This window comes from Pantoea sp. PNT03 (genome assembly GCF_014852515.1).
In the GTDB taxonomy this organism is placed as follows: domain Bacteria; phylum Pseudomonadota; class Gammaproteobacteria; order Enterobacterales; family Enterobacteriaceae; genus Pantoea; species Pantoea leporis.
Genome location: NZ_JACVBT010000007.1, coordinates 99,698 through 113,079 on the forward strand (window position 1 = coordinate 99,698; position 13,382 = coordinate 113,079).

12 protein-coding genes and 1 pseudogene are annotated in these 13,382 nt (G+C 52.6%); 5 read left to right on the forward strand and 8 right to left on the reverse strand.

What is annotated here, in order from left to right:
• Window positions 1–97 precede the first annotated feature (97 nt).
• From IB226_RS21505 to proP, 3 genes are all read right to left on the reverse strand, one after another.
• Window positions 98–1,069, reverse strand: coding sequence for a diguanylate cyclase (locus IB226_RS21505; protein WP_192236953.1), 972 nt, complete (start codon window positions 1,067–1,069; stop codon window positions 98–100).
• A 130-nt stretch (window positions 1,070–1,199) separates the two neighbouring features.
• Window positions 1,200–2,177: a porphobilinogen synthase gene (gene hemB / locus IB226_RS21510; RefSeq protein WP_110867652.1), complete on the reverse strand. Its 978-nt coding sequence runs from the start codon at window positions 2,175–2,177 to the stop codon at window positions 1,200–1,202.
• Between the two features lie 116 nt (window positions 2,178–2,293).
• A complete protein-coding gene (proP, locus tag IB226_RS21515; RefSeq protein ID WP_101762711.1) occupies window positions 2,294–3,799 on the reverse strand; it encodes a glycine betaine/L-proline transporter ProP in 1,506 nt (501 codons plus the stop codon).
• A 360-nt stretch (window positions 3,800–4,159) separates the two neighbouring features.
• Here proP and IB226_RS21520 point away from each other — a divergent pair, with 360 nt between their 5' ends.
• From IB226_RS21520 to IB226_RS21530, 3 genes are all read left to right on the forward strand, one after another.
• Window positions 4,160–4,960 (forward strand): hypothetical protein, encoded by an 801-nt coding sequence (locus tag IB226_RS21520; protein WP_192236954.1) that lies wholly within the window; start codon window positions 4,160–4,162, stop codon window positions 4,958–4,960.
• Entirely contained in the window at window positions 4,953–5,423 is a 471-nt protein-coding gene (locus IB226_RS21525) for a hypothetical protein (RefSeq protein WP_101762709.1), read from the forward strand. The genes IB226_RS21520 and IB226_RS21525 overlap by 8 nt, the downstream gene beginning before the upstream one ends.
• Before the next feature lie 111 nt (window positions 5,424–5,534).
• The gene (locus IB226_RS21530; protein WP_137386684.1) at window positions 5,535–6,038 is read left to right on the forward strand and encodes a hypothetical protein; all 504 of its coding nucleotides are present in this window, start codon (window positions 5,535–5,537) and stop codon (window positions 6,036–6,038) included.
• Here the strand turns inward: IB226_RS21530 and IB226_RS21535 are convergent.
• Together IB226_RS21535 and IB226_RS21540 are read right to left on the reverse strand one after the other, a co-directional pair.
• Window positions 6,006–6,965, reverse strand: a complete 960-nt coding sequence (locus tag IB226_RS21535) for a D-2-hydroxyacid dehydrogenase family protein (protein ID WP_192236955.1) — start codon at window positions 6,963–6,965, stop codon at window positions 6,006–6,008. The genes IB226_RS21530 and IB226_RS21535 overlap by 33 nt on opposite strands.
• On the reverse strand, window positions 6,940–8,544 hold the full coding sequence (locus tag IB226_RS21540; RefSeq protein WP_192236956.1) for an EAL domain-containing protein: 1,605 nt from the start codon (window positions 8,542–8,544) through the stop codon (window positions 6,940–6,942). Before IB226_RS21540 ends, IB226_RS21535 begins: the two co-directional genes overlap by 26 nt.
• A 227-nt stretch (window positions 8,545–8,771) precedes the next feature.
• Here IB226_RS21540 and IB226_RS21545 point away from each other — a divergent pair, with 227 nt between their 5' ends.
• Both IB226_RS21545 and IB226_RS21550 read left to right on the forward strand, forming a co-directional pair.
• A complete protein-coding gene (locus IB226_RS21545; RefSeq protein WP_137386681.1) occupies window positions 8,772–9,536 on the forward strand; it encodes a class II aldolase/adducin family protein in 765 nt (254 codons plus the stop codon).
• Window positions 9,537–9,547: 11 nt separating this feature from the next.
• On the forward strand, window positions 9,548–10,498 hold the full coding sequence (locus tag IB226_RS21550) for an ABC transporter substrate-binding protein (RefSeq protein ID WP_192236957.1): 951 nt from the start codon (window positions 9,548–9,550) through the stop codon (window positions 10,496–10,498).
• A 78-nt stretch (window positions 10,499–10,576) separates the two neighbouring features.
• Here IB226_RS21550 and IB226_RS21555 read toward each other — a convergent pair whose 3' ends face one another.
• From IB226_RS21555 to IB226_RS21565, 3 genes and pseudogenes are all read right to left on the reverse strand, one after another.
• Window positions 10,577–11,623 (reverse strand): AI-2E family transporter, encoded by a 1,047-nt coding sequence (locus IB226_RS21555; protein WP_101762704.1) that lies wholly within the window; start codon window positions 11,621–11,623, stop codon window positions 10,577–10,579.
• 229 nt (window positions 11,624–11,852) lie between these two features.
• Window positions 11,853–12,332, reverse strand: a pseudogene (locus tag IB226_RS21560) (Hcp family type VI secretion system effector).
• Window positions 12,333–12,545: 213 nt separating this feature from the next.
• Window positions 12,546–13,220 carry a hypothetical protein gene (locus IB226_RS21565; protein ID WP_101762701.1) on the reverse strand — a complete coding sequence of 225 codons (675 nt, stop codon included), beginning with the start codon at window positions 13,218–13,220 and terminating at the stop codon, window positions 12,546–12,548.
• Window positions 13,221–13,382: the final 162 nt, after the last annotated feature.

The following is a 13,382-nucleotide window of genomic DNA, read 5'->3' on the forward strand; positions in this document are numbered from 1 at the left end:
CAATTCATTGCGCGATAAATCGCGCCGCTACGGAAGGTGCGGTGATTTGATACGGCGCTTAACTGATCGGCATTACGCCATTCATGGCGACCCACAATCAACTCAACTTCTTTTTCCCGTTCTTAGCGGCGTACATCCGTTCGTCGCTACCTTCCAGCAGCTGTTCCAGCGACTGCGGATGATCGGGATCGAACTCAACAATGCCCGATGAGAAGTGCAAAGCGTAGCGGCGCTCCAGATTCTGGGTTTGCTGTTGCAGGAAACCATCAAAGCGCGCCAACACACCTTCGGCATCGGCTTGCTGCAAGCCATTAAACAGCACCACAAATTCGTCGCCGCCCAAACGGGCAAAGATATCCGCATGGCGGAAACTCACCTTCATGGCGTTGGCAAAGTCCATTAATGCGCGGTCGCCTTCGCGATGACCGAGCGTATCGTTAATGGCTTTAAAGCGATCGAGATCGAGGAAAGTCAGGCTGGCCGGTAACTGCTTCAACTGGCACTCATTCAGCGCCAGCTGGCCGAGCGTCATAAAGCCACGGCGGTTGGTGATTTGCGTCAGTTCATCGGATGTTGCGGTCTGGAACGCCACCAGCTCCGCTTCCGCCATTGCGGCTAAATCACGCAATGTATGGATATCATCCGCATCGAACTGGCGCGCATGATGATCGATAATGCACAAGGTGCCGACTTTCGCACCAGCCGGCGTGCGCAATGGGCAACCGGCGTAGAAACGCACCGGATTTTCGGCATTTTTAACCAGTGGATTATCGAAGAAGCGTTCATCATCAAGCGCGTTTTCCACCACCATCACATCATCCTGCAGCACGGCGTGGCCACAGAAAGAGGTATTGCGCGGTGCGGTGGTATCGCTTGAACCCGCAGTGGATTTGAACCACTGATGGTCCTCTTCCAGCAGGCTGACCAGCGCAACGGGTACACCAAACAAACGACGGGCAAGGCGGGTTAAACGGTCGAAACGCTCTTCGGCAGGCGTGTGCAGAATGTTGAGCGCACGTAACTGGGCCAGACGATATGACTCGTCCGCAGGCAGTGCAGGTGCTTTCATCGCGTTACTCTTATTAATTATGGAATTACAGTTATTAATTATGGAATTACAGAAACACTGGTGTTTAAGCCACAAAGGCTGAAAGCGCCTGGCAACGGTATGCGATGTCCGATGCCAGGCGTAACGATAATCAGAGCACTTTTTGCTCAGCGAGATCAAGGGCAAAATAGCTGAAAATGAGATCCGCGCCGGCACGTTTAATCGCGCCAAGGCTCTCCAGAACCACATTACGTTCGTCGATGGCACCCGCCTGCGCGGCGAATTTGATCATCGCGTACTCACCGCTCACCTGGTACGCAGCGAGCGGCAGTGTGGTGCGTTCGCGGATATCGCGCAGGATATCGAGGTAAGCGCCAGCCGGTTTTACCATCAGAGAATCTGCACCTTCCGCTTCATCAAGCAGCGACTCGCGCAGCGCTTCACGGCGGTTCATCGGATTCATCTGGTAAGTCTTACGATCGCCTTTCAGCGCGGTGCCTGCGGCTTCACGGAACGGGCCGTAGAAGGAGGACGCGAACTTCGTCGAATAAGACATGATGGCGGTATCGGTGAAGCCAGCGGCGTCGAGCGCCTGGCGAATGGCTTTCACTTGGCCATCCATCGCGGCAGAAGGAGCGATAAAGTCTGCGCCGGCTTGTGCCGCAACCACGGCTTGCTTGCCGAGGTTGATCAGCGTTTGGTCGTTATCGACGCCGTGATCGCACAGTACGCCGCAATGGCCGTGGCTGGTGTATTCGCAGAAGCAGGTATCAGACATCACGATCATTTCTGGCACGGTGTCTTTGCAGATACGCGACATACGCGCCACTAAACCGTTTTCATTCCAGGCATCGCTGCCGGTGGCGTCGGTGTGGTGGGAAATACCGAAGGTCATCACTGAACGAATGCCCGCTTTGGCAATACGTTCAATTTCATAAGCTAAACGTTTCTCGGGGATACGCACCACGCCCGGCATGGCGTTAATGGGCACATACTCGTCCACGCCTTCTTCAACGAAAATGGGCAGTGCCAAATCGTTGATGCTGAGGTGAGATTCCTGGAACATTTCGCGCATTGACGCGCTTTTGCGCAGCCTTCTTGGGCGCTGGATCAGATTAAATTCAGACATGCTTTACAACTTATGCAGGTTAAAAAAGTGGCAATAGTTTACCCCTTTTCGCGGCTGTGCATGAAGGATTGTGTGCGGAAACGAAAACTCCCGCCGGGTGGCGGGAGTCGGGAAGATTACTCGTTGATGTCCGGATGCTGCTGCACCAGGTTTTTACGTTTCGCCTCAAGCTTGGCGATCTCGTCATCAATATCTTCGATTTTCTGCTCGATGTTGTCGTGATGCTCCTGCAGGATCTCACGTGCTTCATCCATGTCCGACGCGGCTGGCGTAGCACCGCGCAGCGGCTTGTTGGCGGTCTCTTTCATGAAGATACCGGTAATCAAACCAATCACCGCGACAACCATCAGGTAGTATGCCGGCATATACAGATTGTTGGTGGCTTCCACTAAATAAGCGGCGAATGTCGGTGTTAGACCGGCAATCAGCACCGAAATATTGAAGGCACTTGCTAATGCGCTGTAGCGAATGTGGGTTGGGAACATCGCAGGTAGCGAGGATGCCATTACACCGGTAAAGGCGTTTAAGATCACAGCCATCAGCAACAGACCGGCAAAAATCAGACCCAGCACGCCACTGTTAATCAGCATAAAGGCCGGAATCGCGAAGGCAAACAGGGCGATACTGCCGATGATGACAAATGGACGACGGCCAAAGCGGTCACTCAGCATGCCCATTACTGGCTGTACAAACAACATACCCATCATAATGGCGATGATGATCAACACGCCGTGATCTTCCGAGTAGTGCAGGTTATGTGACAGGTAACTCGGCATGTAGGTCAGCAGCATGTAATAGGTCACGTTGGTGGCGATCACCAGACCGATACAGGCCAACAGGCTTTTCCAGTGTTTGGTCGCGATCTCTTTAAACGACACTTTCGGGCCGTCGCGCAGACCTTCACGGTCGCCTTGTTCTAGCTTGTCAACGTGTTGCTGGAACGCCGGCGTTTCTTCCAGGGCATGACGCAGATACAAACCGATAATGCCGAGCGGCAGCGCAATAAAGAACGGAATACGCCAGCCCCACTCGAGGAATTTCTCTTCACCGATAATGGTGGAGATCAGCACCACGACGCCCGCACCGAGCACAAAACCGGCGATGGAGCCGAAATCAAGCCAGCTGCCCATAAAGCCGCGCTTGCGGTCAGGCGAGTACTCGGCAACGAAGATCGATGCACCGGTATATTCACCGCCGACCGAGAAGCCCTGCGCCATTTTTGCCAATAGCAGCAGAATCGGTGCCCAAATACCAATTGAGGCATAGGACGGTATCAAGCCGATACAGAAGGTACTGATCGACATAATAACGATGGTAATAGAAAGGATTTTCTGGCGACCATATTTATCGCCCAACATGCCGAAGAACAAACCACCGAGTGGACGAATCAGGAACGGAACTGAGAACGTACCCAGTGCAGCAATCATCTGTACACTTGGAGAAGCATCCGGGAAGAACACCTTACCCAGCGCGTAAGCCACAAAGCCATAAACACCAAAATCAAACCATTCCATCGCGTTGCCCAGCGAAGCCGCGGTAATGGCTTTACGTAAACGGGAGTCATCGATAATGGTGACATCATCAATCCCGATAGGTTTTACACGCTTCCTACGTAGTTTCATGCAGATACCCTGTATTGGAATTCGAAAAATCCTCAACGCTGCGGACTCAAACAATGCCAACAGTCCGCGGCGTTGAGAAAATTAAAGCATAGCGGGGAAATAACGCTTTTTCCCTGCCCTGCCGGGCAATTATTAGGAAAGTAATGATTGCCAACCGCGACAGAGTATACCGATTTTGTGTGATATTTGTCATGTTCTCACCATTAACTGGCTATTTTTTAGCTAATGCTGTGGCCTGTTAGCGCTTAAAACGCGTCGAAAAAAGGCCACAATTTCACGCAGCGATTTGCAGTAAGCGTGCGCCATCTCGCGAAACTACATATACTTGCGTGAGTTGCTTTTTTGGAAATCAGGTTTCATATGGCGCGCTTTGTTTTATTTGCCAAAAGTCTCTGTTTTGATGCCGACCAACAGGTGTTTTATCCACTCAATTCTCCCGCTCAACGCGTGGCATTAAGTCCGCTGCAAAGCGCGGTATTACGTCGCGTGCTCAATGCCCAAGGCAAGCTGGTGCGTAATCAGGCATTGCATGTGCTGTTTCAGCGCGAACCTTCTGAGATCCCCTTTGCCGATCGCTTAACGTTGACCATTGCTGAGATCAATCGTCTGGCGCAGCAGGCGCACGCGCCAGGTGCATTGGTACATCAGGTGCCGCTGATTGGCTGCGTGCTGGCCGAGCAGGTCGATGTCGAATCCTTCAGTGAGGTCGCTACGCCTGCTGCTGAAGCTGATAAGCCGGTCACGGTGCAGCCCGAACCTGCTGTGAAAGCGGTCGCCGTGAAGAAAAAATCCTGGCTGTGGCGTGGCGTGCTGGCGGGATTATTACTGCTAAATGTGGCGCTAGCACTGATTATCCGTCAGGAGTTTGCGCCAACCGAACATGATGGCATGCAATTTAAATTTTATGGTCAGGAAGCGCAGACGCAGGTCTTTATCAATGAAAGACTTTCTGCCGATTCTTTTGTCGTTCAGGATGCTATGCGCCGATTCCGCGAGTTAAAACCGCGCCTGCCGGATGGCTCAGTCCCGCCGTTGCTGTACATCAACCGTTCACGCATTCGTGCCTTCAGCAGTGCTTTCCTTTGCCTCCAACCCATCGAGCAAAAGAATAATGGATGTATTTCATGGTTGATATCTAATCAGGAGCTACCTGATGCGTAAGTCATTACTCACATTGGTTGTTATTATTGCTTTCATTCTTCCCTGGGCGTGGGTTCTGTTGGTCCGCCCAACTGTTGTGGTACCCGAATGGTGTGATGTTCCCTATCGCATTGATAATGAAGGGAAGCCAACGGGTACGCTGGATGCGACGGTACGCACACGTTTTAAAGCGGATGGTAGCGGCGCATCAACGCTAATCGGCACGGTGACATTGCCGGATCGTCAATATCGTTTAAATCGCGTTTCTGTCAGTAGCTGGCATCGTCAGGGCGATTTTATGCTGGTGAATACCCGTAAAGTGCAGGCGATGGCCGATGATACGGTGCCCGAGCCACTCGCTGCGCAGATACTTTTCACCTCGGCGCGAGAATCCCACAGTGATTATTATCAGATGTATCAACTCCCCAATGGCGATCAAATAATCAATTATTCTGGTATGCCGCGGCTTTATTGCCATACCTGATTGATGCGCAAATAAGTAAGAAAAATTTACCATTAAGCGAGGCGGCAACCTCTGCTTGCCAGCTCCAAAACATTGGGTAATACTCTGCCGCCGTGCTTTGGTGGAGTGTTCATGTCGAGGATAAACGCCCAGTCTTTTAAGAATCCCTGGCTGTCGATGAGCGACAGTGTAGAAAGCAATCTTATCAATCTTGTGCCTGCGGCACAGCGTACGACTGCCGTTTCCATTAGCTCGGTGGCGTGGATTAACTGTGGCGAACGAACCGATGCGCAGCTGGCATTATTGGCGCAACAACCCGATGAACTGCTGCAGCGCCTGAAAAGCTGGCGTCAGGCCGGATTACTCTCCCGCCAGGCGACCGAGAGCTTGCGTCAGCTGCAACGGTTGACGCAAACCAGCATCGCATGTAACCAACCCATCACGCAGCTTGATGAATATCAGCAGTTGGTGGGGCAGTTAACGCCGACGCTGGAGCGCATTAATCAACGTCTCAATGCCCAGCGCGATGTGCCGAATGGCGCGCTGGCGGAAGACAGCCTTGAAGTGGCGCTGCGCATTGCGGAAAAACGGCGCGCAGGCCGTTCAGAGCAGCGAGCGCAGCGGCGCACCCGTTAACCATCCTTGAATATCTTCCACCGCCTGCGTGAAGTAGGTGCGATAATTGCTGTCGGCGACATAGCCGAGATGCGGCGTCGCCAGCACGTTCGGCAGCTGACGCAGCGGATGATTGGCGGGCAGCGGTTCCTGTTCAAACACATCTAATCCCGCACCGGCTAACTGACCCGATTGCAGCGCGGCGATCATCGCCTGTTGATCGACAATGCCGGCGCGCGATGTGTTAATCAGCAGCGCGCCGGGCTTCATCTGCGTCAGCGCCGCTGCATCGATTAAATGGCGTGAGCGCTCGCTCAATACCAGATGAATGGACACCACATCGCTGCTACTGAGCAGCGCAGCCAGCGATGGCGAACGTTCTGCGCCACACTCGGCGGCACGTTCGGCGGTTAAATTCTGGCTCCACGCACACACGCGCATCCCAAACGCCTGCGCCACTTTTGCCATCTCGCCGCCGATTTTACCCAATCCAATTAATCCCAGCGTTTTGCCCTGCAGGCTCATGCCAACGGTGTGCTGCCACGCGCCGTTGCTGCGCAGCGCCTGATTCTCCGGCACGATATGGCGCGCCAATCCCAGCAACAATCCCCACGTCAGTTCCAGCGGTGCCGCGCTGCTGCTGGCGGTACCGCACACCGCGATATAGCGTTCCGCGCAGGCATGTAAATCGATGGAGGCATTACGCATGCCGGAAGTGACTACCATTTTCAGATTGGGCAAGCGGCCAATCAGCTCGGCGCTGAGCGGCGTGCGTTCGCGCATAACCACCAAAATATCGGCGTGCGCGATGCGCTTAACCAATTCATCCTGGTCGGCGAAATGTTCAGTCAGGGAAGTGGTGTGCACCAGCGGGGCGAGAGACGCCCAATCGGCAAGCGACTGGGCGACGTTCTGGTAGTCATCAAGAATGATGCAGTTCAGGCTCATAATGTTCCTCAACGAGAAGTGGCTTGTGCCCTTGCTCGCTGAGCCAGGCACGCAGCCGGTCATTATCCAGCGGACGGGCATAATAGTAGCCCTGAATAAATATCACACCACGCTGCCGCAGGTACTCAAATTGTGTTGCGGTCTCGACGCCTTCGCCCAGCACATCCAGTTCCAGCTTGTGGCACAGATTAATAATCGCATCCAGCACCGGCGTTTCCACGTCGAGGCCTTCAATGGCATTGATAAAGCCGCGATCGATTTTCAGGTAGTCCAGCGGGAAGGTGAGCAGGTAGGTCAGTGAACAGTGGCCGGTACCGAAATCATCAATCGCCACCTTCATGCCCTGCGCGCGCAAATGACGCAGTTTACACGCCACCTTTTCACCCTCTTCAATCAGGCTGCGTTCGGTCAGCTCCAGCGTGATGCACAGCTGTTTGTCTTTGATGCGCTCAGCAAACAATTCAATATCGGCCACGAAATCGTCATGCTGCAGATGCTCCGCCGCCAGATTCAGCCCGAGGTGAAATCCGGGCTCGACCTGCCAGCTCTGAATATCTTCGGCCATCAACTCCAGCAGATGCTGCGTCAACGGCACAATCATCCCTTCGGCTTCAGCGGCGCTGATAAAGATATCCGGACGAATCATCACGCCGTTGGGCCGTTGCCAGCGCAGTAAGGCTTCAACACCGGCGCAGGCGTGCAAGGTATTGCTGTATACCGGCTGATAATGCACTGAGAACTGGCGGGCGCGGATAGCGCGACCAATCTCATCGTGCCAGGAAATACGACGACGCAGCCAATTGGCGGTGAGGATCATCAGCAAAATCGAGAAAATCGCCGCCATCGGCAGGAAGATGAACAGCGCCTGACGCCAGGCTTTGAGCAGCTCAGAAGCCGGAACGGTTACATTAACGGTGATGGGATAGCGGCTGGAGTCGGCCTGAAAAGATTCACTTTTCATATACAGCTTTGGCTGCATGTCAGCCGGTCCGCTGGCGATCACTGCGCCACCGCTAAATTGCAGGATCATGTGGTAACCGCGTGAACCGCCAATGGCGTTCATGAAATCCATCAAATATTGGCCGTCGATGACCGCCCAAAAACCGCTGGTATCGGGAAGCTGACGCATAAACACCACCGCCGGACGATTCGGCACGCCAACCGTTCCGTGCACCGAGATGCTCCACCAGGCTTTGCCGGTTATCGGCGGCGGCTGCATCATCATCTCGGTCAGGGTGCCATGTCGCAGGCCAAAGGCGGACGAGCAAATGATGTCATTGCCTTTCAGCATACCAATGGATCGAAAATAGGGATTAAGCGTACCGGCGCGCTGCAGCTGATCTTCGATTTTGGCACAAGGCTGGTACTGATACTGGCGCATCTCAGTGATCATATTCCAGGCGTTGTCACTCATCTTTTCAGCCTGAGTAATCAAGGTATTGGCGGTTGAAATCTGCTGTTGGCTGACGGTGTGACGCGCTTCGATGGCCGTACAAAGGATGCCGAGCACCAACGGTAGCAACCCGGCACAAACGATTAAGACCCAATCAAAATCGTGATGTCGTTTTTTCAGTGGCACCAGACAATCCTCAGTCGGTTTAAGCTGCGCTTGCGGCGTCAGCAGCATACCATTTTCACAGGGCTGTGTAGGGTAGCGATTTAAGAATAAACCGGTCTGATACAGGTCAATGATCAATCTCACTTTGCGTTTAATGACATTGTTTTGCCGTTATTGGCATTTCCCAGCGGCAAAAACGCTATGCCACGATGTTAGGTAAGCACATTGACCTGAAATGAGGAGCGGAAATGAGCACGGAAACCCTGGATATCACATCATTACGGCAGCGCATCAGCGAAGGCGAATGGCAGGCGCGCATCAAACTGGCGCAGGCTTATCATCTGGCGGCGAAGCTACGCTGGACCGACCATATTTACACCCATTTTTCCCTGCGCGTACCGGGCGATCAGCCGCACTTTCTTATCAACGCTTTCGGGCAAACCTTCGATGAAATCCAGGCGGAAACGCTGGTTAAAATCGACATCGACGGCAATATTATTGACGACCCAACCGGGCTGGGAATTAACCTTGCCGGGTTTGTTATTCACAGTGCGATTCACCGCGCGCGGCCAGATGCCCATGCGGTGCTGCATACGCACACTGCGGCCGGCATTGGCGTTTCGGCGCAGCGAAACGGCCTGCTGATGATTTCGCAACACAGCACGCGTTTCCATAATCGCCTCGGCTATCACGATTACGAAGGTATCGCGCTGGATCTCGACGAGCAGCAGCGCATCGTTGCCGATCTCGGCGATCTTAACGCGCTGATCCTGCGCAATCACGGCCTGCTGACCAGCGGCGGCAGCATTGAAGAAGCTTTCTACAACCTCTATTACCTCGAGCGCGCCTGCCAGGCACAGTTGGCGGCACAATCGGGTGGCGCGGATCTGATCATTCTGCCGGACGCCGTTTCCGAGAAAGCCGCGCAGGCGTTTGATAACAGCATCCGCAATCGCAAATATCAGCTGCACTGGGATGCTTACATCCGCCAGCTCAACCGCAACGCACTCTGAGAATCTCCCCGATGAAATGGCTAAAACCGGTAGTTTCTGCGCTGCTGCTGTGCGCGGCGTTTGGCAGTCAGGCGGCGCCTGATTTGAGTAAAGTCACGCTGGTGCTGGGCGATCAGGCACGCAATCTGCGTTCGCTGATCGAAGCGGCAGATGTCATGAAAGACGCGCCTTATCACTATAGCTGGGCGAATTTCCAGGGCGCGGCGCCGCTGTTTGAAGCGCAGCGTGCGGGTGCGGTCGATACCTCGTACGCTGGCGATTTGCCGGTGCTGATGGCGGCGTCGGGCGGCGTACCGCTGAAGATCATCGCCACCAACGTCGGTGACGCCGGTTCGAACGGGCTGATCGTCCCCGCCGATTCGCCGATCCACAGCGTGAAAGATTTGGCTGGCAAGCAGGTTGTCGTCTCGTCGGCGCGCGGCAGTATCTCGCAGCACTTGCTGTATGAGGCGTTGGAAGAGGCGAAAGTGCCACGTGATACGGTGCCGGTGCGTTTTGTGTTGCCAACCGACGCCAGCGCGGCGTTTAACTCCGGGCAGATTGCCGCATGGGCAACCTTCGATCCCTATTTAGGTATTGCGGAAAAGCATGGCGCGCGTCTGCTGCGTGACGGCAAAGGGCTGACAACCGCGCTGTCGTTTGTCACCGCCACGCAAAGCTCGCTCGACGATCCCGCGAAGCGCGCGGCGATTGCGGATTTCACCCATCGTCTGGCCAAAGCGCGCGAGTGGGCGCTGGCGCATCCGCAGCAGTATAACGAGGTGTATGCGCAGTTAACGCGCCTGCAACCGGCGGACGCGCAGCAGATTACTGCGCGTATTTCCCACGGTGTACGTGGCGTGACGCCGGATGATGTGGCAAAGGTGCAGAAGGTGTCGGACTTGTTTAGCGAGTTGAATATCCTGCCAAACAAAGTTGATATACAGGCGATTACCGACAACAGCGTGTTTCAAACGCAATAACGTAAAATCACGCCGCTACGACAACCTGCACTAAACCGTAGCGGCGCAATTTATTGCGCGACCTTGAGTAAAAGAGCCTTAACGCGCCCGTTTACCCGGCCGTCCATTACCCAACATAATCGCCAATCGGCTTCCGCCCGGCGTGGTTTCCATCAAAATCTTGGTCACGCTGGTGAGCGGCACCGACAGCAACATGCCGACCGGACCCAGCAGCCAGCCCCAGAAAATCAACGACAGAAACACCACTAGCGTCGAGAGTCCCAGCCCGCGCCCCATCAATCTTGGCTCCAGCATGTTGCCGAACACCATATGAATCGCGCTGAACAGCGCCGCCACCAGCATGGCGTCATAAATATCATTTAACACCAGCGCCTGAATAAATGGCGGAATACCGGCGATGATCGGGCCAATGTTGGGGATGAAATTAAGGATGAACGCCACCACGCCCCAGAACAGCGCGAACTTCACGCCGAGCAGCAGCAGCGACAGCCAAACGGCCACGCCGGTAATCAAACTCACCAGGGTTTTCAGTGCCAGATAGTGCGTCACACCTTTCAGCGCGCGGTGCAGACCGGCGATGCGGATTTGTGGATTAACCATCGCATTGCGCATCTTGTACGGCAGATGACGCACTTCAAACAGCATAAACACCACGGTGAGGATCAGCAGCAGGACGTTGGTCATCGCGCCGGACAGCTGTTTTAGCACCGATGTTGCCATGTCCATCACCACGTTGGGATCGAGGCGCGCAGCCAGCGCTTCGGTAGAGATGTTGATATGAAAACGCGCGGCAAAATGTTGCACCACCGCCAGTTTCTGCTCCAGCATGGCGCGGATTTGCGGATAGGTATCGCTGAAGTCACTGGCCGAGCTGGCGAGTACAGCAATGAGTAACAGTACGACGATAAAAATCACGGTGATCACCAGCGTAATCGCCAAGCCACGTTTGACGCCGCGTCGCATTAGCATCGTGACCAGCGGATTGAGCACAATAGCTAAAAAGCTGGCGAGTAAGAAGGGCACCAGAATGTCTGAGGCGGCGCGAATGCCCGCCAGAATAATCACCAGCATCGCCAGTTTTACCAGGATGTTCTGGCCAATTTTTTCCTGAAGCAGGTTATTCATTCTCTCTCCTGAGACGAAATTTCTCAGGAGAGTGTAGTTGATGAAAATTAACCATCTGTTTTTTAAGATAAAGAGAAATTTTTACAACACGCAACATCCGTAGCTACCTGCATGAACGTCAAGCGGTAGCTGTGAAATTTTCACACCTCGGCTTACCGTGCCGACATCAATACTTATTTAAACATCGGCACAGACAAACAGCGAGCAAGGTAAGGTGTTAACTATTTAATTAAGCGATCATTCGTTCATTCCAACCATCTTTAAACTGAATATTTCCATCGACGTATTTCCACATAATAGTTTCATAACGAATCTCGACATTTTCCATATGTGTGCTTGCTATGCCTGCTGGTACGAGTGATGGAGTAATGCTGGTTATTTTTACGTTTTCAAGAACAATGTTAAAGTATTCTGTTTCAATTCCTGCCTCATTAATTCTATACATTTTTATCGTGGCTGATTTAAGTATTCTGCCCTGACACAGCGCGCGAAATAATAATGGCGTCGTCTGGTCAAATTCTTTCTAGAAAACTATTGGGGCATAGATTCTTGCTGCTGTTAACTTTCAGGTATGTCTGTCGGCTGGAACCGATATGTTATGCGTTAGAGTGCGCATTTCAATTGAGCCGAGTCGTGTAGGCATCAGGCATCCACCCGCGATAGGGGATCCGTTTTCATCTGTTAGCCATAAATGAGCTGGAGTTGACATAGTTAAGTTCCTTTTAATTTTAACGAGGGCGGTTAAACCAGACAACAAACGCAAAGGTAATGATTATCAAAACCCCTATGGCCTGAAGTGCGTAGGGGCGAAAGTACGTTACTGCAAAAACACCGAAAGTAATAATTAAAACAAGCGGAACGTAGCCCCAAAAGAAATATGATGCCTGCGCCTTTAACCATTGTTTTAGAAAATTACGCATGCCTACTTCACCATGTTAATTATTGCATTGGTAATGTCACTCTCAAATGCTTGAGCTTTCATAAAAGTCGGCTCGACGAGGAAATACATCATTTCGAGTCTTTGCATGTGCAGGGCTTGATAATACATCGGCGCTTGCAGCCTAAGCCTTTCAGCACTATCAGCAGCTTGTTGTACGATGCCGTATAGCCCTAGCCCGGTAACAGTTAGCGCGGCGGTCTTTCCTGTCCAGGCGACGATGGATGAGTTAAAGCCTATGCCAAGGCAAACAGCTGTTGTTATTCCAATGACAAAAGTCTGGTTGTTTAGTGTGTTAGAGGAGATGATCACGCCTGCTTTTAATAAACCGGAATTGATTGCTGAAAGTTGTTCGCGTGTTTTGAATCTGAAAATTCCTTCAAAATAGATGTGAACCAGCCTAAAGATAATGTCACGTCTTTTGACCACTTCGGCAATGCCATCCAGGAAGCGCAAGTCTTCTTCTTTTAGCTTTGCACAGACATCTTGATAGTTATCGGTGAAGCAAGATGTGTAATACACCAAGCGTGTTGCTCCGTCGCCAATTTTACTGGCTTGCTGAAGTACCTGGTCTTTTACACCTATAAGAGCTTTTTCAAGCTGTGACGCCATCAACTCATCGGCTTTGATGCCCTTGAGTATCAAATCACTGTGATACATGCCGTTTCCTTACGGTTAGAAATCATCCCTAATCGAAACTATAATTTACCCATTTAAAATGTAAGGTCAATGCGGCATGGACATGGGTTTTAAAATATGTGGATAAGATGACAGTTAAACTCACAATCACGGCTTAAATAATGTTAATCATCAATGTCATAT

Coding starts and splice junctions, on each gene's coding strand:
- IB226_RS21505 (WP_192236953.1), bottom strand. CDS start 1,069: ATGAAAGCACCTGCACTGCCTGCGGACGAGTCATATCGTCTGGCCCAG.
- hemB (WP_110867652.1), bottom strand. CDS start 2,177: ATGTCTGAATTTAATCTGATCCAGCGCCCAAGAAGGCTGCGCAAAAGC.
- proP (WP_101762711.1), bottom strand. CDS start 3,799: ATGAAACTACGTAGGAAGCGTGTAAAACCTATCGGGATTGATGATGTC.
- IB226_RS21520 (WP_192236954.1), top strand. CDS start 4,160: ATGGCGCGCTTTGTTTTATTTGCCAAAAGTCTCTGTTTTGATGCCGAC.
- IB226_RS21525 (WP_101762709.1), top strand. CDS start 4,953: ATGCGTAAGTCATTACTCACATTGGTTGTTATTATTGCTTTCATTCTT.
- IB226_RS21530 (WP_137386684.1), top strand. CDS start 5,535: ATGTCGAGGATAAACGCCCAGTCTTTTAAGAATCCCTGGCTGTCGATG.
- IB226_RS21535 (WP_192236955.1), bottom strand. CDS start 6,965: ATGAGCCTGAACTGCATCATTCTTGATGACTACCAGAACGTCGCCCAG.
- IB226_RS21545 (WP_137386681.1), top strand. CDS start 8,772: ATGAGCACGGAAACCCTGGATATCACATCATTACGGCAGCGCATCAGC.
- IB226_RS21550 (WP_192236957.1), top strand. CDS start 9,548: ATGAAATGGCTAAAACCGGTAGTTTCTGCGCTGCTGCTGTGCGCGGCG.
- IB226_RS21555 (WP_101762704.1), bottom strand. CDS start 11,623: ATGAATAACCTGCTTCAGGAAAAAATTGGCCAGAACATCCTGGTAAAA.
- IB226_RS21565 (WP_101762701.1), bottom strand. CDS start 13,220: ATGTATCACAGTGATTTGATACTCAAGGGCATCAAAGCCGATGAGTTG.